Genomic DNA, 23804 nt, shown 5'->3' with positions numbered 1-23804 from the left:
ACTGACTAGACCGGGATCAGGCCGTGCTTGCGCGCGGTGCGCCACCACAGCTGCTTGTCCCGCAGCAGGTGCATGGACTTGCGGATGAGCAGCCGCGTGTCGTGGGGGTCGACGACCGCGTCGATGAAGCCCCGCTCGGCGGCGATCCAGGGGATCGCCATGTTCAGGTTGTAGCCCTCGATGAAGTCCTTCTTGATCTGCTGCGCCTCGGGCGTGGTCGGGTCCGGGAACCGCTTCATCAGCAACTGCGCGGCACCGTCGGCCCCGATCACCGCGATGCGCGCGGTCGGCCACGCGAAGTTGAAGTCGGCGGTCAGCTGCCGCGACCCCATCACCGCGTACGCGCCGCCGTAGGACTTGCGGATCGTGATCGTCACCTTGGGCACGTCGGCCTCGACCACCGCGTACAGGAACCGCCCGCCGCGCTTGATGATCCCGTTCTTCTCCTGCTCCACCCCGGGCAGGAAGCCGGGGGTGTCCACGACGAACACCAGCGGGATGTCGAAGGCGTCGCAGAACCGGACGAACCGCGCGGCCTTGTCGGAGGCCTCGTTGTCGATCGCCCCGGACATGTGCATCGGCTGGTTGGCGACGACACCGACGGTGCGGCCGTCGACCCGCGCGTAGCCCGTGATCATCGCCTGCCCGGCCTGCGCGGCGACGTCGAGGAAGTCGCCGTCGTCGAAGATCCGCAGCAGGATCTCGTGCATGTCGTAGGCCGTGTTGTCCGAGTCCGGCACGATCGAGTCGAGCTCGAGGTCGCTCGCGGTGATCTCCGGCTCCAGGCCGGGGTTCACCACCGGCGCCTTGTCGTAGGCGTTGGACGGCAGGAAGGACAGGAAGTCGCGCACGTACTGGAACGCCGCGGCCTCCGACTCCACCACCTGGTGGATGTTGCCGTAGCGGGCCTGGTAGTCCGCGCCGCCCAGTTCGTCGAGCGTGACGTCCTCGCCCGTCACGTCCTTGATGACGTCGGGGCCGGTGACGAACATGTAGCCCTGGTCGCGCACCGCCACCACCAGGTCGGTCTGGATCGGCGAATACACCGCTCCCCCGGCGCATTTGCCCAGGATGATCGAGATCTGCGGCACCAGCCCGGACAACAGCTCGTGGCGGCGGCCCAGCTCGGCGTACCAGGCCAGCGAGGTGGCCGTGTCCTGGATGCGGGCACCGGCGGAGTCGTTGATGCCGACGATCGGGCAGCCGGCCATCGCGCACCACTCCATCAGCCGGGCGACCTTGCGGCCGAACATCTCCCCGACCGAGCCCTGGAACACCGTCTGGTCGTGGGAGAACACCCCCACCGGCCGGCCGTCGATCATGGCGTGGCCGGTGACCACGCCGTCCCCGTAGAGGGCGTTGGGGTCGTTGGGGGTGCGGGCCAGCGCGCCGATCTCCAGGAAGGTGCCGGGATCGACCAGCGCGTGGATGCGCGCGCGGGCACTGGGAATGCCCTTCTTGTCGCGCTTCGCCGCGGCCTTCTCACCGCCGGGCTCCTTGGCCTGCTCCAGGCGGGCGTGCAACTCGGCCAGCTTCTCGGCCGTGCTGTGCTGAACGGGCGCTGGAGCCATCTCCGTCACTACTTGCCCACCTCACTCGTCTGGCGCTCGATGCTCTGCAAGGCCTCGCTCATGTGCGCACCCACCTTGGCGATGAAGGGCTCGTCGATGGCCTGGATGTGCTCGCCACCGATGCGCACCACCTCGAGGTCGGACACGTACTCACCCCAGCCGCCGTCCGGCTTGCGGGTGGCGTAGCGCGGTTCGAACTCGATGACGTCGTCATGGTAGCGATCCGCCATGTAGAGGGTGACATGGCCGTCATAGGGTTCGATCTGGACGGTCTCCAACGCCCGGTTGTCCAGGTAGGACGTGCGCTGGTGCTCGATGATGCCGCCGGGGACCTGCACGCCGCTCTGCTGGACGATCTCCAGCACGAACTTGACCTGGCCCTCGTCGTCGAGCTCCTCGAGCTGCTCGTACGGGATCGCGGGGATCTCGACGTTGAAGGTGCGCTCGGCGAACCTCGCGTACCGGTCCCAGCGCTTGCGGGTCTCCTCGCGGGTCTGCGGGATCTCCTCGCCGGCCCGCACGGTGTCGATCATGCCGACGAACGCCACGTTGGCGCCCACCCGCTTGAGCCCGATCGCGCAGGCATAGGCCAGGGCACCCCCCAGCGACCAGCCGGCCAGCACGAACGGCTTGTCGCCGTTGAGTTCCAGCAGTTTGGGAACGTACTGGGCGGCCCGCTCCTGCACGGTGCCCTCGACCCGCTCGCAGCCGTACATCGGCGTGTCCGCCGGCAGCCGGTTGAGCAGCGGCTCGTAAACCACGGTCGAGCCGCCGGCCGGGTGAAACACGAACACCGGTACCTGCGAATCGTTCTGCGGCGCCCTGATCGTGCGGATGAACCCGTCGAGTTCACCGGCCTCGAGGTGGCCGCGCACCTTCTCGGCCAGCGCCTCGATGGTCTCCGCCGCCAGCACGTCCTCGGCGCTGATCGGGCCGTCGGCGCGCTCGGAGAGCCGTTGCGCCATCTTGGCGGCGGCGTCGCCGTCCAGCTTGGGCAGCGGGTTGAAGATGCCGCCCGGGGACTTGCCCGTCACGATCGCCCAGGTGGCGAACGTGACCCGCTCGGCCGCGTCGCGCGGCGGCACGTCGGAGTTGAGCGCCTTGGCCACCGCCTGCTGGCTGAGCGCCGCGGCCGCCCCCTTCAGGTCCGGCTGCGCGGCGCCGTTGGTCGCGGGCCCCGACGGGTCGGTCGGCGGCGGCGGGACGGCCACGTCGGACTCCGGCTGCGTCTCGGGCTCGGCCTGCGGGTCGGGCGCGGGCACCGCGACCGTGGCGGGTGTCGCCCCGCTGAGCAGCTGCGCCTGCTCCCTGGCGATCTCCTCGGGCGTCTGCGTCTTCTGGTGCTCGGCCAGCTGCGAGACCTCGTCGCGGTGCTCGACCGCGTACTGGATCAGCTGCTCGATGTTGTAAAGGTTGGCGTCGCGCACGGCCGTCAGCTGGATCGGCGGCAGGTCGAAGTCGTATTCGACGCGGTTCTTGATGCGCACCGCCATCAGCGAGTCCAGGCCCAGCTCGACCAGCGGCACCTCCCACGGCAGGTCCTCGGGCTCGTAGCCCATCGCCACGCCGACGATCATGCCCAGCCGCTCCCCGACGGTCTCACCGGAGTCCGGCGACCACTTGACCGTGTCGGACGGCAGGTAGCGGTTGGTCAGGCTGTCCTTGGTGGTTTCCGCTTCCAGGTCCTCGACGGGGGCCTTCGGCGCGGCGGCAGGGGCCGCCGGGAGTTCCGACGCGATCCCCGTGCCCGCGCCGACCGCGGCCGGCAGCACCGACTGGGCGCCGCCCCGCGTCACCAGGGCGTCGTAGACCAGCGTGAAGGACTCGCCGACGCGGGCGTGCACCTGAACCGAGGCGCCGCCGGGGTGGCGGGTCAGCGTCGTCACCAGCACCGAGCCCTGCCCGGGCACCGCCCGCTGCTCGGCAGCCGTCAGCTGGGCGTCTGAAAGCACCTCGGCGGCGGCGGCTTTCACCAACGCCTGCAGGTCGGTCGCCTCCAGGCCCGTGAAGATCCGGGGCGTGTACTCCCACACGTGGCGCCCGTCCGGCAGCGCGACGTGGGCGCCCGGCAGGATCACCGAGCTGCTGCCCGCGGAGAAGGACACGTCCAGCCAGTGGTCCTTGCGCTTGAACCGGGTCGGCGGGATGTTCGCGTAGTCCTGCGGGTCGAAGCGCGCGGCGGAATGCCGCGTGAACAGCGTCCAGATGTCGAGGTCGTGGCCGTAGACGTAGAGCTGGGCCATGGCCGAGATCATCGACTCGACGTCGTCCTGCTTTTTGGCCAGTGTCGCGATCAGCTGGGCGTCGGGCAGACCCGCGGCGGCCGTGGTCAGGCCGATCTGCATCAGCGCCACCGGGTTGGGCGCCAGTTCCAGGAAGGTGGTGTAGCCGCTGTCGACGGCGTTGCGGACGCCGTGGGTGAAGTAGACGGAATGCCGCATGCCCTTGACCCAGTACGCGACATCGTGGATCGGCTCGGCGCCGGGCTTGACGTAGCTGCCCTCGTGCACCGTCGAGAAGATCCCGGTGGTGGGACTCAGGGGGGTGATGCCCTGCAGTTCCGCTGAAAACTCGCCGAGCAGCGGATCCATCTGCGAGGTGTGGCCGGCGCCCTTGGTCTGCAGCTTGCGGGCGAAGCGGCCCTCCGACTCGGCCCGGGCGACGATCGCGTCGATCTGCTCGGGCGGGCCGCCGATGACGGTCTGGCTGGGCGCGGCGTAGACGCACACCTCGAGGCCGGGGTAGTCGGCGAACACCGTCTTGAGTTCGTCAGCGGAGTACTCGACGAGCGCCATGAACCGGATGTACTCGCCGAACAACATCGCCTCGCCCTCGCCCATCAGGTGCGAACGCGAGCAGATCACCCGGGTGGCGTCGGCCAGCGACAGCCCACCGGAGAAGTAGGCCGACGCGGGCTCGCCCAGCGACTGGCCGATCACCGCGGCGGGTTTCGCGCCGTGGTGCTTGAGCAACTCGCCCAGCGCGATCTGGATCGCGAAGATGACGACGTTGGAAGTCTCGATGCCGTATTCGTGGGAGTCGTCGAGGATGAGCTCGAGCACCGAGTAGCCCCGCTCGTCCTGGATGAGCGCGTCGACCTTCTCGATCCACTCGGCGAAGACCTCGTTGCGCAGGTACAGGTTCTTGCCCATCTTGCGGTGCTGCGCGCCGAATCCGGCCATGGCCCACACCGGGCCGCTGGTCACCGGCCCGTCGACGCTGAACACACCCGGGCGCTGCTTGCCCTCGGCGACCGCGCGCAGGCCCTTGACGGCCTCCTCGTGGTCGTGGGCCAGCACCACCGCGCGCGAGCGGCCGTGGTTGCGCCGCGACAGCGACCGGCCGATCGCCTCCAGCGACGACGCCTGCCCCTCGGGGCTTTCCATCCAGTCGGCCAGTTCGGCGGCGGCGGCCTTCTTGCGCGACGTCAGGAACGCCGACACCGCCAGCGGAATCAGGGGCTTGGTCGGTTCCGCGGCCTCCTGAGCGGCGAGCTCCTCCAGCGCGATTTCCCTGAGCCGCAGGGCCTCCTCGGTGAGGCCCGGCAGTTCGCGCTCTTCCTCCCCGGTCGCCGCCGTGTCGGGGATGATCTCGCCGAACTCGTCGAACCGCAGCGAGTGACTCTCCATGGCGGGCGCCTCGGCCTCGGCCCCCACCTCGGGCGGCGGGGCGGGCTCGGGTTCGCGCTCCACCACGTCCCGGGGCAGCACCTCGCGCACCACCACGTGCGCGTTGGCCCCGCCGAAGCCGAAGCTGGAGACGCCGGCCAGCGCGTACCCGCCGTAGCGCGGCCAGTCGGTGGGCTGGTCGACCACCTTCAGGTGCACCGCGTCCCAGTCGATGTACGGGCTGGGACCGGCGAAGTTGATGGATGGCGGCAGCTTGTCGTGCTGCAGCGCCAGCACCACCTTGGCCATGCTGGCCGCACCGGCCGCCGACTCCAGGTGGCCGATGTTGGACTTGAACGCCCCCAGCAGCGCCGGGCGGTCGGCGGGACGGCCCCTGCCGACGACGCGGCCCAGGGCCTCGGCCTCGATCGGGTCGCCGAGCACCGTTCCGGTACCGTGCGCCTCAATGTAGTCGACGTTGCGGGGGTCGATGCCGGCGTCCTTGTAGGCCCGGCGCAGCACGTCGGCCTGCGCGTCCTGGTTGGGGGCGATCAGGCCGTTGGACCGGCCGTCGTGGTTGACCGCGCTGCCGGCGATGACGGCCAGGATCTGGTCGCCGTCACGGCGGGCGTCGTCGACGCGCTTGAGCACCAGCATGCCGGCGCCCTCGGAGCGGATGTAACCGTTGGCGTCCGAGGAAAACGACTTGATCCGGCCGTCCGGCGAGAGGACCGCGCCGATCTCGTCGAATCCCAATGTCACCGCGGGGGTGATCAGCGCGTTGACCCCGCCGGCCACCGCGGCGTCGCACTCGCCGTTGCGCAGCGCCTGCACGGCCTGGTGAATCGCCACCAGTGAACTCGAGCACGCGGTGTCGACGGCCACCGACGGCCCACGGAAGTCGTAGAAGTAGGACACCCGGTTGGCGATGATCGAGGTGGCGGTGCCGGTGATCGCGTACGGGTGCGCGCTGGTGGGGTCGGAGACCGCCATCATGGCGTAGTCGTTGTTGGAGACACCGATGTACACGCCGACGGGTTTGCCGCGCAGGCTCGACGCCGGGATGCGGGCGTATTCCAGCGCCTCCCACGTGAGCTCCAGCGCCATCCGCTGCTGCGGGTCGATGTTGTCGGCTTCTGTCTTGGCCACCGCGAAGAACTCGGAGTCGAAGCCCTTGATGTCCTTCAGGTAGCCGCCGCGGGTCTGGGCGTTGGCGATCCGTTCGGCCAGCCGCGGCTCGGCGAGGAACTCCTCCCAACGCCCCTCGGGCAGGTCGGTGATGGCGTCGCGGCCCTCCATCAGCGCCTGCCATGTCGCGGCGGGGGTGTCCATGTCACCCGGGAAGCGGGTGGACAGTCCCACGATCGCGATGTCGACGCGCTCGGCGGGGCCCGTGCGCGTCCAGTCCGCGTCGCCGTCGGCGGACGTGTCCGCCTCGGGCTCGCCCTCGATGATGCGGGTGGCCAGCGACTCGATCGTCGGGTGCTGGAAGGCCACCGCGACCGACAGCGTGACACCGGTCATGTCCTCGATGTCGGCGGCCATCGCCACGGCATCGCGCGACGACAGCCCCAGCTCCACCATGGGCACCGACTCGTCGATCGAGTCGGGCGACTGGCCGGTGCACCTGGCCACGTAGTTGCGCAGCCATTCCCGCATCTCCGGGACGGACGGCATCCGCCGCTTCTCCTCATCGCTGCGCTCTGCATCGTCGTCGGCGCGCATGTCGGTCTTCTTCGCGGGCAGGTTGTCGTTCGCGGGCGGGTTGTCCAACGATTCAGATCCTGTGTCAGTCATGTCCGGTTCAGCTTGATTCGGTGGCAAAGGCGGTGGGAGAACCGACGCCGCTGCGCAGGCTGCCGTCGAGATAGGCGGTCCGGCAGGCACGTCGGCCGATCTTGCCGCTGGAGGTGCGCGGGATCAGCCCGGCCTGCACCAGCAACAGGTCGCGAACGGTCACGCCGTGCCGGACGGCGATCGCCGCCCGGATGTCGTCGGCGATCGGCTGGTAGTCGAGCTTGTGCGCCCCCGCGGCGCGCTCGGCGACGATGACCAGCTGCTCGGAGGTGTCCTCCGGGTCGTAGCTCAGGCCGGTGTGCGGGTTGTCGAACACCTCCCGGGGCAGCTGGTTGGCCGGCACCGAGAAGGCGGCGACGTACCCGGTGCGCAGCGCCTTGTTGGCCTCCTGGGCCGAGTACTCCAGGTCCTGCGGGTAGTGGTTGCGGCCGTCGATGATGACCAGGTCCTTGATCCGGCCGGTGATGTAGAGGTTGCCCTTGTAGTAGGTGCCGTAGTCGCCGGTGCGGACCCACATACCGTCGTCGGCGGCGCCCTCCGCGTGCGACGGGCTGGTACGCGACTTGAGGATGTTCTTGAACGTCTCGGTGGTCTCCTCCTCCTTGCCCCAGTAGCCGACGCCCATGTTGTTGCCGTGCAGCCAGATCTCCCCGATGTGCCCGTCCGGCAGCTCGGTGGCCGAGTCGGCGTCGACGATGACGGCCCATTCGTCGACACCGATCACGCCCGCGGACACCTGCGCGACGGCGTTGGGCGCGTCGGCGGCGACCTCGACGAAGCGGTGCTCGTTCAGCGCGTCCCGGTCGACGTGGATGACCAGCGGCGCCTCGTTCATCGGCGTGGTGGAGACGAACAGCGTCGCCTCGGCCAGGCCGTAGGACGGCTTGATCGCCGTCTCGCGCAGGCCGTAGGGCTGGAACGCCTCGTAGAACCGGCGCATCGATGCCGGTGACACCGGCTCGCTGCCGTTGAGGATCCCCCGGACGTTCCTCAGGTCCAGCGGCGGCTCGCCGTCCTTGGGCGCACCGCGCAGCGCGGCGTGCTCGAACGCGAAGTTCGGCGCCACCGAGATGACCGACCCGTTGTCGTTCTCGTCCTGGCGCGCCATGGCCCGGATCCAGCGGCCGGGCCGGCGCACGAACGCGGCCGGCGTCATGAACGTCATGTTGTGGCCGAACACCGGCGACAACAGCACCGTGATCAGGCCCATGTCGTGGAAGAACGGCAGCCAGCTGACGCCGCGGTCGCCCTCCTCGCCACCCATGGAGAGGGCGTCGAGCACCTGCACCACGTTCGTGGGCAGGTTCAGGTGGGTGATCTGCACCCCCGTGGGCGTGCGGGTCGAGCCCGACGTGTACTGCAGGTAGGCGATGTCGTCTGCCCCGCCCGTCGGCTGCTCCCAGGTGACGCCGACCTCGTCGGGCACCGCGTCGACGGCGATGACGCGGGGCCGGTCCTTGGCCGGGCGGTTGCGGAAGAATTTGCGGACGCCCTCGGCGGAGTCGCTGGTGGTCAGGACCGTCGAGGGCGTGCAGTCGTCGAGCACGGCGTGCAGCCGCCCGACGTGGCCCGGCTCGCTGGGGTCGAACAGCGGCACCGCGATCCGGCCGGCGTACAGCACGCCGAAGAACGAGATCAGATAGTCCAGGTTCTGCGGGCACAGGATCGCGACGCGGTCGCCGGGCTGGGTGACCTGCTGCAGTCGGGACCCCACGGCCCGGTTGCGCTTGGAAAAGTCGGACCAGGAGATGTCGCGGGCGATGCCCTCACGCTCGGTGGAGAAGTCGAGGAACCGATAGGCCAGTTTGTCCCCGCGAACCTTTGCCCAGCGCTCCACGTGCCGGGCCAGATTGAGGTTCTCGGGAAATCTGATCTTCCCGTTCACGATGAACGGGTTGTGGTACGCCATACCGCTCTCCTGTCAAACACTGCTCGTCGACATTTACCTGTGGTCTGCGCACGGGCCGACCCGGCCGGCCCGCGATGACGCAGGCTCCGGTTCACATCGGCTCCGACCCGAGCGGGTCAGCACAACGCTACTTATGCTCTTGACGCTCTAACTGCTCTTAATTTTCTCTTAATGTTAAGGGTCCGAACCCGGCACACCAAATCACAAGGTACCGCTGTTGGGGGTCGGCTCCGTTCTACCTGAGGCTGTGTCCCCTCACCCGTGTTTGGGATGCGGCGCGTTCTGGATCAGGCCCCGCGCCCAGTTGAGCGTCCACTCGGTCGCCGGCTCCCCGTCCAGGCTCCAGAACTGCGGGGTGGCGTACAGGGCGTGCACCGGTCCCGCGGCGCCGCCGGCCAGCGTGTTCAGCGTGTTGGGCAGGTTGGTGAGGCTGAAGGCCTCGTCCGGGGCGGCGCAGATGAGATCGCCCGGGGCGCAGATCTCGTTGGTCCTGTCGTTGAGCGCCCCGAAACCGCCCGGCCGCGCACCGGTCATGGTCAGACCGAGCCCGGACAGCACCGGCACCTCGTGCAGGGTGACCTCTGCACCCTCCCCCGGCGGGTTGGGCCCGACGTCGTTGCCCACCCCCGGCTGGCGGCGCCCGTCGGCGATCAGCGTCACGCCCAGCACCAGGTCGTCGTCGACCGGGCCGCGGCCGTTGCCGATGTCGCTGGCGATGTCGCCGCCGATCACCGCGCCCTGCGAGAAGCCGATCAGCACGTAGCTGGTCAACGGGCACTTGGCGTTCATGTCGGTCATCGCCTTGATCGTCGCGCGGGTGCCCTCGGCCCGGCTGGCGTTGTACGACATCTGCGTGTCGCCGCTCAGCGGGTTGTTGAACTGCGCGGTGTAGGGGACGGTGTAGGTCTCCAGCCGCGAGGGCGGGAACTGCTGACGCAACGGCCCGGTCACCTTGAGCAGCAACGCGTTCGGGAACTGCGTGGGGTTGAGCGGATCGTCATCCGGGGAAGACTCCCAGGTGCCGGGAATCGCGATCAGGTCCACGTCGGGGCACGAGGCGGCCTGGCTGGCCGGGCGGGGCTTGTGGGGGTGCGTCGTCGTCGAGGCCGGCGGCAGCACCCCGGGCGGCACCGCGGTCGGCGGCGACTGCGAGCTGCGCAGCAGGACCACCACCGCCACCAGCACCAGCAACACCACGCCCGCCACCGACAGGGCGGCGGCCCAGGCGAGCATCCGGTGGCGCTTGCGCCGCGCGTTGGTTGCCATGTTCTCCTGCCAGTCGGAAGGCGGCAGCGACGCGGTCTCACCCCCCGCTGCACCTTCTACACGGTACCGGCTCGCCGTCTCAGCGAATGGCGCCGACGATGTCGCCCGACATCGCCCCGAGTTGGCCCGACCACGAGCCCCAGCCGTTGTCGCCGCCGCCGGGGAAGTCGAAGTGCCCGTTGTGCCCGCCGTTGCTGCGGTACATCTGGTAGAACTCGCGGGAGCCGCCCATCGCCACGGCCGCCTGGCCGATCACCGCCGCGGGATCGCTGGCCCCGTCATTGGTCGGGCTGTACACCCACACCCGGGTGTTGTTCTGCGCCAGCAGTGCCGAATGCACCGTCGGGTCGTGCCACTTCCAGCGGCCCAGCTGCGGGGCGCCCCACATCCCGTTGCCGTCGACGCCGCCGAATTGCTGCAGGCCCGCCAGGATCGCACCGTTGTAGTTGGTGCTCGACGGGTACACGAAGCCCGACAGCGAGCCGGCGAAGCCGAAGCGGTCGGGGTGGAAGGCGGCCAGCGCCATCGCGCCGTAGCCGCCCTGCGCGGCGCCCACGGCGGCATGACCGCCGGGCGCCAGCCCCCGGTTGGCGGCCAGCCAATCCGGCAGCTCGCTGGACAGGAACGTGTCCCACTGCTTGCTGCCGTCCTGTTCCCAGTTGGTGTACATGCTGTAGGCGCCGCCGGCCGGCGCGACCACCGAGATGCCCTTGCCGGCCAGCGTGTTCATCGCGTTGCCTGCGGTGACCCAGTTGCTGACGTCCGGCCCGGCGTCGAAGGCATCGAGCAGGTAGACCGCGTGCGGGCCGCCTTTGAGGAAGGCCACCGGGATGTCGCGGCCCATCGCCGCCGAAGGAACCATCAGGCTCTCGTAGCCGGCGGCGCCGGCCTTTCCGGGCGAGCCGCCCACCGCCACCACACCGCTCAGTCCCACAGCCAGCGCGGCGACGCACACCAGCCGCAGCAGACCCCGTACGACCCTCATGGCCACCCTCCATCGTCTCGTCGCTGTCTGCACATTAGCCAGGTCGCGGCCCGACCGGAACCGAGGGTGGTGAAACAGGTCACACCGCCGGAAACGATCGGTGGCGGGGACCCCGCAGGGTCCCCGCCACCGATGGCGTTGCTGTGTGTCAGTGACCGGCGCCGGTGTTGCCGGCGCTGTTAGCGGTGCCCGCGGTCGTGGCGGCCGGGCCGGCGCCGGGCGTCGCGCCCAGCGTCGACTGCAGGTCAGGCTTCATGGCCTGCAGCTGCGCGCCCCAGTACGGCCAGTCGTGCGTGCCGTTGTCGTCGAAGTTGAACACCGCGTTGTGCCCGCCGGCGGCGTTGTAGGCGTCCTGGAACTTCAGGTTGCTGGTGCGCACGAAGCCCTCCAGGAACTTCGCGGGCAGGTTGTCGCCACCGAGGTCCGACGGCTTGCCGTTACCGCAGTACACCCAGATGCGGGTGTTGTTGGCGACCAGCTTGCCGACCTGCAGCGTCGGGTCGTTGCGCGCCCAGGCGGGGTCATCCTTGGGGCCCCACATGTCCGCCGCCTTGTAGCCGCCGGCATCGCCCATGGCCAGGCCGATCAGCGACGGGCCCATGCCCTGCGACGGGTCCAGCAGCGCCGACAGCGAGCCGGCGTAGACGAATTGCTGCGGGTGGTAGGCGGCCAGGATCAGCGCCGACGAACCGGCCATCGAGAGACCCACCGCGGCGCTGCCCGTGGGCTTGACGCTGCGGTTGGCGTTCAGCCACTGCGGCAGTTCGCTGGTCAGGAAGGTCTCCCACTTGTAGGTGGTGCAGCCGGCCTTGCCGCAGGCGGGCTTGTACCAGTCGGAGTAGAAGCTGGACTGACCGCCGACGGGCATGACCGTCGAGATGCCCGACTGGTAGTACCACTCGAACGCCTGGGTGTTGATGTCCCAGCCGTTGTAGTCGTCCTGCGCACGCATGCCGTCGAGCAGGTACAGCGCCGGCGAACCGTTTCCGCCGCTCTGGAACTGGACCTTGATGTCGCGACCCATGCCCGCGGACGGGACCTCGAGGTACTCCACCGGCAGCCCCGGGCGCGAGAATGCCCCGGCGGTCGCCGAGGTCCCCACGGCTCCGACCACACTCGAGAGCAGCGCCGCGCCAACGGCCCCCACCACGAGCCGACGTGGCATACCAGCCACGGCGCCGCGCAACCTGTCGACAAGCGTCATACTTGCTTCCTCATCCTTTCGGTGCGTCCGAATCCGGGCGCATCGTCTCTCGCGTCCTCTAGCACGCGAATTACGTACTACCGCATACGCAGGGCGCAGCAGTGCCCGTGTAGTCAACCACACCCGCGGCCCCCGGCTCACATCGAGAGCGGTGCGCAAACCCCCGCCCGGGCATGGATTTCGGCGGATTCGCGGCGCGCCGGCGGCCGCGGGTAATCCCGTTAACGCATGTGCCAGGGCACTGTCGCATGCAGGTAAGGGCACAGATGTGGGGTTGCTGGTGGCCGGGCGGGAAACACGGGTCCGCCACCGTCGTGATCGGTTCGAGATTTGTCACAAAATCTGCCCGGCGGGGGCGTCCGGAAGCTCACTCGCGCGGCGGTGGCGGTGTCTCCTCGGGCACCGGGAGCCCGCAGCGGGCGAGCTCGTAGCGCGGCACCCGATCGATCTGGTAGCGGGTGAACTCGAAGGAGTGCACAACGTTGGAGGCGAAGCGGTGCAGCGTCATCGGGGCGCGTATCGACCCCAGCACCGACTGGGTCTCGGGGCAGCGCAGGGCCGCCTCGGCCTCGGCCACCCACTGCTGGTCGAGGTAGCCCGGGATCCCGGGATAGACCTTCACCCAGGGGCCGTCGGCGATCACCCAGTCCGGGAAGAGGTTCTTGTCGTGGCCGATGCGACCGTGCTGCAGCCGCTGTGTGTGCTGGGCGAGCGGGTTTGCCAGACCGATCTGGTCGAGCACCCTCACGTCGAGCCCGACGTTCATGCCGACCATGCCGAGGTTGGTGAAGAACACGGCGTGCTGCGGTTTTTGCGGGGCCGCGCCATCGGCGGGCCCTCCCGGAGCCGGCCGGGCCATCGGCACGGTGTCCCACTGGATGTAGTTACCGGACGGCAGCAGCAACGCCCCGTCCGGGGTGTTGTCGAGCGCCGAGAGCACCGCGGCCATCCGCGGGTAGTCCAGGTAATCGGCGGCGGTCGTCGGGTGGGCGTGGCCGGTGGCCTGCGCGTAGAAGCGGCGCTCGTCGACGATGCCGGAGAAGGTGACCCGGGTGGCGTCGTCGCCCATCCCGGGCGAGTTCGCCGCCCACAGCGACCAGCCGGCCACCCCCAGCCAGAGCGCGCCGGCCGCACCGGCCACCCAGTAGCCCGTCTCGCGCGAGTAGTCCTGCCCGTCGGGGATCGGCAGCGGGATCACCGAGACGGGAGCGAGCAGGCAGGCCAGCGGCGCCAGCAGCACCCGCCCGTGCATGAAGTCACCACCCTGCCGGATCCAGTACAGCGCCTGCAACGAGCCGCTGACCAGCACGAAGGCAACCACCGCGGGCGGGCTCTGCACGGCGCGAGCCAGCCGTCCGTAGCGGGGCGCCAGCATCGGGCGAAGAAACGACGGCCGGCGACGTGCCGCCGCCAGCAGGATGCCCAGCGGCACCAGCAGGACCACCGGCACCCACACCGCATACGGCGCGTCGAAGTTGGCCAGGTAGGTCATGCCCTGGGACCACTTGTCGCCGGCCGCGTCCTTGGCCAGCGCGGTGCCAGGCACCAGCAGGCCGTAGTAACCCATCCGGAAGACCTGGTAGGCGACCGGCAGCAGCCCCCCGGCCGCCACGATCAGGCCGCGCCGGGCCCAGGTTCGGGCCGCGATCAGCATCATCGTCAGCGCCAGCAGCCCCATCAACGCCAGCTCGGGCCGGACCAGGACGCTGAACCCGGCGACGAAGGCCAGCGCACCGACGAAGAACGGGGATTCCGGACGGTTGCGCACCGACTGGCCCCAGCGCACCATCATCCACCACAGCAAGCCCAGGTAGGCCAGCGTCAGCCCGCTCTCGAGACCCGAGGTGGCGAAGTCGCGCGCCGGGGGCAGCGCGATGTAGACAAGCGCCCCGGCGGGCAGGATCACGGCCTTTCGGCCCCGCAGGCTGGGCGCGTACAACCGGCCGGTGCCCAGCATCAGCAGGGCCACGCCCAGCACCGACAGCCCGAGCGCGAACGCCAGCGCGACGTACTCCATGCGCAGCGGCCCGCCGACCCAGCTGCCCACATACAACAGGTAGGTCCACGCCGTGGAGGTATTGGCCTCCACCCGTTCGCCCTCGTTGAACACCGGCCCGTTGCCGGCCAGCAGGTTGCGCACGGTGCGCAGCACGATCAGCCCGTCGTCGGCGATCCAGCGCCGCTGCCAGGCCCCCCACGCGAACAGGGCGCAGACCACCGCCACGCTGGTCCACAGGCTGGCCCGCACCACGGTGTCGTACGGGAACGTCGTGCGGAAGACCCGCCGGACGGGCGGCCGCCGGCGCATCCCCCCGACGGCGCCGGGCTGGGGGTCAGCCGAAGGCAACGGCGGCTCCGACGGTCGCGATCCAGGCCAGCGCCAGCAGCTGCAGCACCCGGTCGCGCAGCGCGATGTCCTCGGGCTCCCCGGCCAGCCCGCCGTCGACGTCCACGGCGTAGCGCAGGATCGCGATGGTGAACGGCACCATCGACACCGCGAACCAGGATCCGGAGTGGTGGTCGCGCTCGAACGCCCACAGCCCGTAGCAGACCACCACCGCGGTGGCCGACATGGTCCACACGAAGCGCAGGTACGTGCTGGTGTAGCTCTCCAGCGACTTGCGGATCCGGGCCCCGGTGCGCTCGGCGACCTGCAGCTCGGCGTAGCGCTTGCCGGCCACCATGAACAGCGACCCGAATGCCATCATCAGCAGAAACCATTGCGAGAGCGGGATTTCGGCGGCCACACCGCCGGCGATGGCCCGGATCAGAAATCCCGACGACACGATGCAGATGTCGATCACCGCTTGGTGTTTGAGGCCGTAGCAGTAGCCCAGCTGCATGGCCAGGTACACGGCCATCACCAGCGCCAGGTTCGGCGTCGCCAGCCAGGAGAGCGCCAGGGAGGCCACCCCCAGGACGACGGCCAGGGCGTAGGCCAGCCACTCGGGCACCACACCGGCCGCGATCGGCCGGAACCGCTTGGTGGGATGCTCGCGGTCGGCCTCGACGTCGCGCACGTCGTTGATCAGGTAGATCGACGAGGCCGCCAGGCAGAACACCACGAACGCCACCGACGCCTTGGTGAGCACCTCGGTGTAGTGGTTGTAGTGCAGCGGACCGCCCAGCGCGGCCAGCGGCGCGGCCAGCACCAGCACGTTCTTGACCCACTGCCGCGGACGCATCGCCCTGACCACCCCGGTGATCAGGCTGCCCGGAGGTTCGACCACCACGTCCTCACTCATTCGGCACACCTCCATCGATCCAGAGTGCAAGCCGGGCGACCGCGGCGCCGAGCGCCACGCCGAAAACCACGTCGCTGGGATAGTGCACGCCGAGCAGTATCCGCGACAGCGCCATCGGCGGCACCAGGACCGCGGGGCACAGCCCGGGAGGCAGCCCGCCGGCCCGGCCCAGCAGGATCGCCGCCGCCGTCGTGGAGGTGGCGTGCGCCGACGGGAAGCTCAGCCGGCTGGGGGTGCCGACGTTGACCGCAACGGCCGGGTGATGCGGCCGTTGCCGCCGCACCAGCCGTTTGACCAGCACCGCGGCGGCGTGCGCCGCGAACGTCCCCGCGCCGGCGAGAAGCCACTCCCGGCGGCGCCCCGGCTGGGGGTACCGCCGGCTTGCGGGGGACAGGACCGCCCCGGCCGACGCCACCGCCAGCCAGCCGATGCTGTGCTCGCCGAAGTGGGACAGCGCGCGCGCCGCGGGCAGCACCCCGGGCCGACCGGCCAGCGCCGCCTGCGCGGCCACGATGACTGCCGCCTCGCCGCGCGGCCGGGTGTCAGTCATGCCCGGGGTTGCCGGGGGCGGGCAGCAGCGCGGTCTCCCACTTCTGCTTGCTGGACAGCACCGGCAGGGCGTCGCGGTACACGCGGCGCATCTCGTCGAACCGTTTCGTCAGCTGCCGCTGCCGGCGCAGCGAGGCCGACAGGAGCGCGAACATCTTGCGCCGGTCGCGCTGCCGGTAGACCACGCCGCAACCGTCTGCCGTCGTCACGGTGACGCCGTCGACGGTGCACAGCCGGAACCAGCGCGCGTCCTGGGTCGGCACGTTGAACTCGGGTCGCCGGTGGGCTTCCGGGTCGGCCTTGGTGAAGTTGTGGGCGATGCCGCGCACCAGTCGGTAGCCGATGGACAGCGGGTTCACCGGCGGTTTCATCGCCCTGCTCTGGTGCAGCGGCGGCGGCAGTTCGCTGGCCGCCGGCAGGACGACCGCGTCGGGGTACTGCTTGCGGATGCGGTGCACCTCCGGCAGCGCCGACTCCAGGATCGAGAAGATGTGCTCGGGGCCGGCCAGGAAGTCGTCGATCGCTTTGTTCTGGATCGCCACCGTCGAATACTCAAGGCAAGCAAGGTGTTTCAGCGTCGCCTTGAGATGGCTGCGGACCAGGCCGGTGACGTCACCGTCCCAGTGCATCGCCGCGACCACCAACCGGTTGCGCAGGTGGAAGTAGGCCTGCCAGTCGATCGCGTCGTCCTTGTCGCTCCAGGCCATGTGCCAGATCGCCGCCCCGGGCAGCGTGACGGTCGGATAGCCGTGTTCGGCGGCCCGCAGGCCGTAGTCGGCGTCGTCCCACTTGATGAACAGCGGCAGCGGCTGGCCCAGTTCCTCGGCGACCTGCCGCGGGATCATGCACGTCCACCAGCCGTTGTAGTCGACGTCGATGCGGCGGTGCAACAGCTTGCTCTTGGCGTTGTTGTCGTTCAGCGGGTACTCGGCGAAGTCGTGGTCGTATTCGGCGTGCGGCGCCGCGGTCCACATGAAGTTCGACCGGTTGACGACCTCGCCCATGATGTGCAGGTGCGAGGGCTCCTGCAGGTTGAGCATCTGGCCGCCGATCAGCATCGGGCTCTTGGCGAAGCGGTGCATCGCCAGCACCCGCAGGATCGAGTCCGGCTCGAGGCGGATGTCGTCGTCCATGAACAGGATCTGTTGGCAGTCGGTGTTTTTCAGCGCCTCATACATCACCCGGCTGTAGCCGCCGGAGCCGCCGAGGTTGGGCTGGTCACAGATGGTCAGCCGATTGCCCAGCCGGGCGGCCGCCGCCGGGAAGTCGGGGTGGTCGCGCACCTTGTGCACGCCCTGGTCGGGCACGATCACCGCGCCGATCACCTCGTCGACCAGCGGGTCGGCGGTGAGGTCGGCCAGGGCGTTGGCGCAGTCGGCGGGCCGGTTGAACGTCGGGATCCCGACCGCGATGTTGGCGGTGCCGGGGGCGGGCTCGGCCGCATACCAACCGCCGGAGTGCAGGGTGACCGCGGTGTCGGTGGTGATGTCGAACCAGATCCAGCCGCCGTCCTCGAACGGCTTGAGCGCCACGCCGATCTCGATGACACACGGCTCGTGGTCGCTGCCGGCGAACTGGCGGCCCTCGACGAAGATCCGGGCGCCGGTGGCCTTGGTGCGGTAGACGTCGACGCGGCCCGCGCCGGTCACCTCGACCCGCAGCACGACCGACTTGCAGATCGTCCAGCGCCGCCAGTAGCTGGCCGGGAACGCGTTGAAGTAGGTGGCGAACGACACCTCGGACTCCGCGCCGATCTGCAGCGAGGTGCGGGTGGTGGCGTGCGCGCGGCGGGCGTTGGTGGCCGACTCCTCAAGGTAGAGCTTGCGCACGTCGAGGGGCTCGCCGGAGCGCGGCAGGATGATTCGGGCCAGCAGGCTCACGGCGGTCATTCGCCCGTCTCTCCGTTCAGCGGGGCGCCGTCGCGCAGGTGCGGCGCGAGGACGTTGTCGTACATGTTCAGCGCGCTGGCGATGGCCATGTGCATGTCCAGATACTGGTAGGTGCCCAGCCGGCCGCCGAACAGCACCTGCGACGCCGCGGTCTCGGCCTTCGCCCGCGCCCGGTAGGCGGCCAGCACGGCGCGGTCGGCCTCGGTGTTGATCGGATAGTAGGGCTCGTCGTCGTCCCCGGCGAACCGGGAGAACTCCCGCATGATCACCGTTTTGTCGGTGGGGTAGTCGCGCTCGGGGTGGAAGTGACGAAACTCGTGGATGCGAGTGTAGGGCACCTCGATGTCGTTGTAGTTCATCACCGGCGTGCCCTGGAAGTCGCCGGTGGGCAGCACCTCGAGCTCGAAATCCAGGGTGCGCCAGCCGAGTCGGCCTTCGGCGTAGTCGAAGTAGCGGTCCAGCGGGCCGGTGTAGACCACCGGCGCGCCGGGGCTCTCGGCGCGCAGCCGGTCGCGCACGTCGAACCAGTCGGTGTCGAGGCGGACCTCGATGCGCTCGTCGGCGGCCATGTTCTGCAGCCAGGCGGTGTAGCCGTCGACCGGCAGGCCCTCGTAGGTGTCGTTGAAGTAGCGGTTGTCGAAGGTGTAGCGCACCGGCAGGCGGGTGATGTTGGCCGCCGGCAGTTCCTTGGGATCGGTCTGCCACTGCTTGGCGGTGTAGCCCTTGACGAAGGCCTCGTAGAGCGGCCGGCCGATCAGCGAGATGGCCTTCTCCTCGAGGTTCTGCGCGTCGGTGGTCTCGATCTCGGCGGCCTGCTCGGCGATCAGCCGGCGCGCCTCGTCGGGGCTGAAATATCTGCCGAAGAACTGCGACACCAGGCCCAGTCCCATCGGGAACTGGTAGGCCTGCCCGTCGTGCATCGCGAACACGCGGTGTTGGTAACCGGTGAACTCGGTGAACTGCCGCACGTAGTCCCAGACCCGCTTGTTGGAGGTGTGGAACAGGTGGGCGCCGTACCTGTGCACCTCGATCCCCGTCTGCGGCTCGGCCTCCGAGTAGGCGTTGCCGCCGATGTGCGGGCGCCGTTCGACGACGAGCACGCGCTTGCCGAGTTGGGTAGCCACGCGCTCGGCGACGGTCAGGCCGAAGAACCCGGATCCCACGACGAGGAGGTCGAAACGAGCGGTCATCGGTTGCATAGGGTATCCGACCGCGCGGGTCCAACCCATTTGACGAGCCAGGGCCGTTCGGATTGACCTAGGTCGCGATTGGCTCACGATTCAATATCACCACTCTGGTCACACCATTCCCACTCGTACCATCGACTCTGTGTGGGTCATGCCGGACCGAATCCAAAGGCAGGACGCGCCGAACAACAGATAGCTAGATTGAGGAGACTTCCGTGCCGAACCGACGCCGACGCAAGCTTTCGACAGCCATGAGCGCGGTCGCCGCCCTGGCAGTGGCGAGTCCTTGCGCATACTTCCTGGTCTACGAGGCGACATCGGGCAGCAAGCCGACCGAGCACCACGAATTCAAGCAGGCCGCAATGATTTCCGACCTGCCCAACGAGCTGATGGGCGCGCTGTCGCAGGGGCTTTCCCAGTTCGGGGTCAACATGCCCCCGGTGCCCGCGCTGACCGGGGGCGCCGGGGCCACGCCCGGCCTGGGGACCCCGGGCCTGGCGACGCCCGGCCTGACCAGCCCCGGCCTGGCGACCCCGGGCCTGACCAGCCCGGGCCTGACGCCCGCGGCGCCCGGACTCGCGCCCGCCGCGGCGTTGCCGACGACCCCGGGGCTGCCCGGCGGGGGTCTGCCCGGCGGCGGGCTGACCACCCCCGGGCTGACCAGTCCCGCGGCCGGGCTCACCAGTCCCTCAGCCGGGCTCACCCCGGGCCTGAGCCCCGTCGGCGGGGCCGGCGAGGTGCCGATCAGCACGCCGGCCGGCCTGGACCCCGGCGCCGACGGGACCTACCCGATCCTCGGTGACCCCTCCACGCTGGGCGGCATGCCGGCCGGCGCCGGGGGCAGCAGCGGCGGCGGCGGACTGGTCAACGACGTGATGCAGGCCGCCAACCAGCTGGGCGCCAGCCAGGCCATCGACCTGATCAAGGGCCTGGTGATGCCGGCGATCATGCAGCAGGTCCAGCAGAGCGGCGGTGCCCTGCCGGGCGCGGCCGGTGCCCTGCCCGGTGCCGCCGGTGCCCTGCCGGGTGCGGCCGGCGCCCTGCCCGGCGTGGCCGGTGCCCTGCCGGGTGCCGCAGGTGCCCTGCCGGGCGCGGCCGCCGGTGCCCTGCCCGCGGCGGCCGCGGCCGTCCCGGCGGCGGCGCCTCCCGTCTAGGAGCCCGGAAAGTCCTGTCACCTGACGGCACCGCAGAGTTGTGTGGCTCTGCGGTGCCGTCGAATGTCCGGGCTTTCTGCGCCCGCACACCGTGTCGTCACATTAATAACAATAGGAACACACGTAACATCGGCCCCGTGTCGTCCCGCCGCGCGCCCACGATGTTGCTCAGCGCTTTCGCGGCGACCGCCGTCATCGTCGCGTCGGTGGCCGACGTGGTCCGAGCGCAGCACGCCGCGGCCCCGCCGCCGGCCCGCGAGACCCGGCTCGCCGAGCAGCCGCTGATCGGGCTCGGCGGCGGTGTCACGGTTCGCGAACTCACGCAGGACACCCCGTTCTCGCTGGTCGCGCTGACCGGCGACCTGGCGGGCAGCTCGACCCGCGTGCGCGCCAAGCGGCCCGACGGATCGTGGGGCCCGTGGTACCAGGCCGACTACCAGACCTCGGCTCCCGACCACCCGCCGGCGGACGGCGACGGTGCCAGCGAGGGGCCCCGCAGCACCGATCCCGTCTTCGTCGGCACCACCACGACGGTGCAGATCGCGGTCACCCGCCCGATCGACGCGGCGGTGACCCGGGCGCCGGCGGCGCCGATTGTGCCCCCGGACCGCGGCCTGGGCTACAAACCGGCGTCCACGGAGCACAGCTTCGGGCAGAACATCTCCGCGGTCCTGATCTCCCCGCCGCAAGCGCCGGCGGAGAACCAGTGGGCGCCGCCGTCGGGTGTCCTGATGCCGGGCCAGGCGCCGCCGATCATCAGCCGGGCCGAGTGGGGCGCCGACGAATCCCTGCGCTGCGGAACCCCCCAGTACGACAACGGGGTTCGGGCCGCGGTGCTCCACCACACAGCCGGCAGCAACGACTACTCCCCGCTGGAGTCGGCCGGCATCGTCAAAGCCATCTACACCTACCACGCCAAGACGCTGGGCTGGTGCGACATCGCCTACAACGCGCTGGTCGACAAATACGGCCAGGTGTTCGAGGGCAGCGCCGGGGGCCTGACCAAGCCCGTCGAGGCATTCCACACCGGCGGGTTCAACCGCAACACCTGGGGTGTGGCGATGATCGGCAACTTCGACGACGTGCCCCCGACGCCGATCCAGCTCCGCACCGTCGGCCGGCTGCTCGGCTGGCGCCTCGGTATGGACGGCGTAGACCCCAAGAGCACGGTCGCGCTCGAGTCGGCGGGCAGTCACTACACCACGTTCCCGGCCGGCGCGGTCGCCGACCTTCCCACCATTTTCACCCATCGCGATGTCGGCAACACCGACTGCCCGGGCAACGCCGCCTACGCGCTGATGGACGAGATCCGCGACATCGCATCGCATTTCTACGACCCGCCCGAGGAGCTGATCAAGGCGCTGGAGGGCGGCGCCATCTATGAGCACTGGCAGGAGCTCGGCGGGATGAAGAGCGTGCTGGGGGCGCCAACGTCGCCGGAGGGCGACGCCGAGGGCGGCGCCCGCTTCGCCACGTTCGCCAGAGGCGCGATGTACTGGTCACCGGTGACCGGCCCCCAGCCCGTCACGGGCGCGATCTACGACGCCTGGGCCTCGCTGAGCTACGAGCGGGGACCGCTGGGGCTGCCGACGAGCGCGGAAATCCAGGAGCCCCTGCGGATCACGCAGAACTTCGTGCACGGAACCCTGAACTTCGAGCGCCTCACCGGCGACGTCACCGAAGTCGTCGATGGCATCACCACGCCGCTGTCGAGTCCCTCGTCGTCCCAGGCCCCGAGCGGGCCGGAGGTGCCGCCCGAACACTTCTCGCTGCCGGCCCACCCGCCCATGTAGCCGTCAGAGCCACCAGCGTTCCAGCACCCGGCCCACGCCGTCGTCGCTGTTGGGCGCGGTGATCTCGTCGGCGGCGGCGAGCACCTCGGGATGGGCGTTGCCCATCGCCACGCCATGACCGGCCCACCGCAACAGGGGCAGGTCGTTGGGCATGTCGCCGAACGCCAGCACCTCGCCGCTGACGATCTCCGACGCCCTGGCGAGCTCCTCGACGCCGGTGGCCTTGCTGATCCCCAGCGGCATGATCTCGACCAGGCCGTTGTCGGTGGAGTAGGTGATGTCGCCCTCGATGCCGACGTGCCTGGCCAGGGCGGCGGCCATGTCGGCGCTGCGGGCACCGGCGCGGCGGATCAGCAACTTGATCGCCGGGGCGCTGAGCAGGTCCTCGATCGACACCTCGGTGTTGTCCGGATTCAGCCACGCGTGCTCGTACCCCGGCGAGCTGATGAACTGCGGGGTCGCCGTGTCGTGGGCGCGTTCCCCGATCCGTTCGACGGCCAGCCCGGCGCCGGGGAGCACCCGGGTGGCGAGCTCGGCCAGCTCGGCGAGGGTGTCGACGCCGAGCGTGCGCGCCGAGACCACCCGGTCGCTGCCCGGGTCGTAGATGACCGAACCGTTGGCGCACACCGCCATCGGCGCGAAACCCAGCTCGTCGACCACCGGGCGTATCCAGCGCGGCGGGCGGCCGGTCGCCAGCACGAACTGCGCGCCGCCGGCTACCGCGGCCCGCACCGCGTCGCGGGTGCGGGGCCTGATGGTCTCGTCGTCGTCCAACAGGGTGCCGTCGACGTCACAGGCGATGAGCGCCGGCAGTGTCATTGTTGGGTCACCGGGAGGATCTGCCCGTCGTCAGTGGATGCCGTCTTGCGCGCGCCCCGGTGGCGTCACGCCGTCGTGCCCGTACCGCTGCGCCCGAGCCCGCAGCTCGGCCGCCCGCATCGCCCGGGAGTCGTCCTGGGTGGGCGCGCCGCCGCCCAGCCGGCGCGGCACCCAGAATTCGCCCGCCGGGTGCGGGTACTCCTCCTGGACCCGGTACAGCAACGAGTTCATCGCGTGCCGCAACGCCGCGTTGAGCTGCTCGACGTCCCCGTGCGGCGGCAGCGGCGCGCCGGCCGCCACGGTGATCGGGACCTTGTTGCGGAACAGCTTCTTGCGATGATCCTTGGGCCAGATCCGGTGGGCCCCCCAGACGATCAGCGGCACGATCGGCACCCGGGCCTCCAGCGCCATCCGGGCCGCGCCGGTCTTGAATGCCCGCAGCTCGTAGCTGCGGCTGATGGTGGCCTCGGGGTGCACGCCGACCAGTTCGCCCTCGCGCAGGCACCGGACGGCCGCCGCGTAGGCGTCGTGCCCGTCGCGGCGGTCCACCGGGATCAGCCGGGCGTGCCGGATGACGTAGTCGACAGCCTTCACGTCGGCCATCTCGGCCTTGATCAAGAAGCGCAGGCGCCGCTTGCGCCGGTGGGCGGCCAGCGACGCGGGCAGCCAGTCCAGGTAGCTGGTGTGGTTGAGGGCGACCAGCGCCCCGCCCGCCGCCGGGATGTGCTCCAGCCCCTGGTAGGTGATCTTCGTCCCGTTCATCGCCACGACGGGCGGGACGATCGTCTCCGCGAAACGAAAAAACGGTTCGGCCATCTGTTTCTCCCC

General features: G+C 70.1%; 15 protein-coding genes. 2 read left to right on the top strand and 13 right to left on the bottom strand.

Features of this window, described 5'->3' with window-relative positions:
- Positions 1–5 precede the first annotated feature (5 nt).
- From AB8998_RS00880 to glf, 11 genes are all read right to left on the bottom strand, one after another.
- Positions 6–1571: an acyl-CoA carboxylase subunit beta gene (locus AB8998_RS00880; RefSeq protein WP_369736374.1), complete on the bottom strand. Its 1566-nt coding sequence runs from the start codon at positions 1569–1571 to the stop codon at positions 6–8.
- A gap of 8 nt (positions 1572–1579) precedes the next feature.
- A complete protein-coding gene (gene pks13 / locus AB8998_RS00875) occupies positions 1580–6904 on the bottom strand; it encodes a polyketide synthase Pks13 (RefSeq protein WP_369741369.1) in 5325 nt (1774 codons plus the stop codon).
- A gap of 79 nt (positions 6905–6983) precedes the next feature.
- Positions 6984–8885 (bottom strand): long-chain-fatty-acid--AMP ligase FadD32, encoded by a 1902-nt coding sequence (gene fadD32, locus AB8998_RS00870; RefSeq protein ID WP_369736373.1) that lies wholly within the window; start codon positions 8883–8885, stop codon positions 6984–6986.
- A 255-nt stretch (positions 8886–9140) separates the two neighbouring features.
- Positions 9141–10151 (bottom strand): carboxylesterase Culp6, encoded by a 1011-nt coding sequence (gene culp6 / locus AB8998_RS00865; protein ID WP_369736372.1) that lies wholly within the window; start codon positions 10149–10151, stop codon positions 9141–9143.
- A 79-nt stretch (positions 10152–10230) separates the two neighbouring features.
- Entirely contained in the window at positions 10231–11136 is a 906-nt protein-coding gene (locus AB8998_RS00860) for an esterase family protein (RefSeq protein WP_369736371.1), read from the bottom strand.
- Between the two features lie 148 nt (positions 11137–11284).
- On the bottom strand, positions 11285–12340 hold the full coding sequence (ag85A, locus tag AB8998_RS00855; RefSeq protein ID WP_369736370.1) for a diacylglycerol acyltransferase/mycolyltransferase Ag85A: 1056 nt from the start codon (positions 12338–12340) through the stop codon (positions 11285–11287).
- Positions 12341–12707: 367 nt separating this feature from the next.
- The gene (aftB, locus tag AB8998_RS00850; RefSeq protein WP_369741368.1) at positions 12708–14648 is read right to left on the bottom strand and encodes a terminal beta-(1->2)-arabinofuranosyltransferase; all 1941 of its coding nucleotides are present in this window, start codon (positions 14646–14648) and stop codon (positions 12708–12710) included.
- Between the two features lie 25 nt (positions 14649–14673).
- Positions 14674–15585 carry a decaprenyl-phosphate phosphoribosyltransferase gene (locus tag AB8998_RS00845; protein ID WP_369736369.1) on the bottom strand — a complete coding sequence of 304 codons (912 nt, stop codon included), beginning with the start codon at positions 15583–15585 and terminating at the stop codon, positions 14674–14676.
- Entirely contained in the window at positions 15578–16135 is a 558-nt protein-coding gene (locus tag AB8998_RS00840) for a phosphatase PAP2 family protein (protein WP_369736368.1), read from the bottom strand. Before AB8998_RS00840 ends, AB8998_RS00845 begins: the two co-directional genes overlap by 8 nt.
- The gene (locus tag AB8998_RS00835) at positions 16128–18023 is read right to left on the bottom strand and encodes a glycosyltransferase (RefSeq protein ID WP_369736367.1); all 1896 of its coding nucleotides are present in this window, start codon (positions 18021–18023) and stop codon (positions 16128–16130) included. The genes AB8998_RS00840 and AB8998_RS00835 overlap by 8 nt, the downstream gene beginning before the upstream one ends.
- Positions 18020–19222, bottom strand: a complete 1203-nt coding sequence (gene glf / locus AB8998_RS00830; RefSeq protein ID WP_369736365.1) for a UDP-galactopyranose mutase — start codon at positions 19220–19222, stop codon at positions 18020–18022. Before glf ends, AB8998_RS00835 begins: the two co-directional genes overlap by 4 nt.
- A 203-nt stretch (positions 19223–19425) precedes the next feature.
- Here glf and AB8998_RS00825 point away from each other — a divergent pair, with 203 nt between their 5' ends.
- On the top strand, positions 19426–20364 hold the full coding sequence (locus AB8998_RS00825) for a PirG (RefSeq protein WP_369736364.1): 939 nt from the start codon (positions 19426–19428) through the stop codon (positions 20362–20364).
- Between the two features lie 137 nt (positions 20365–20501).
- Positions 20502–22157 (top strand): N-acetylmuramoyl-L-alanine amidase, encoded by a 1656-nt coding sequence (locus tag AB8998_RS00820; protein ID WP_369736363.1) that lies wholly within the window; start codon positions 20502–20504, stop codon positions 22155–22157.
- Between the two features lie 3 nt (positions 22158–22160).
- On the opposite strand, the gene AB8998_RS00815 is transcribed toward AB8998_RS00820, so the two are convergent.
- Complete coding sequence (locus AB8998_RS00815; RefSeq protein ID WP_369736362.1) at positions 22161–22976, bottom strand: HAD family hydrolase; 816 nt, start codon at positions 22974–22976, stop codon at positions 22161–22163.
- A 30-nt stretch (positions 22977–23006) separates the two neighbouring features.
- A complete protein-coding gene (locus tag AB8998_RS00810; RefSeq protein WP_369736361.1) occupies positions 23007–23792 on the bottom strand; it encodes a lysophospholipid acyltransferase family protein in 786 nt (261 codons plus the stop codon).
- Positions 23793–23804: the final 12 nt, after the last annotated feature.

The organism is Mycobacterium sp. HUMS_12744610, assembly GCF_041206865.1.
GTDB classification, from domain to species: domain Bacteria; phylum Actinomycetota; class Actinomycetes; order Mycobacteriales; family Mycobacteriaceae; genus Mycobacterium; species Mycobacterium servetii.
The sequence above is the reverse complement of the archived record's forward strand: the minus strand, read 5'-3'. Positions and strand labels throughout refer to the sequence as shown.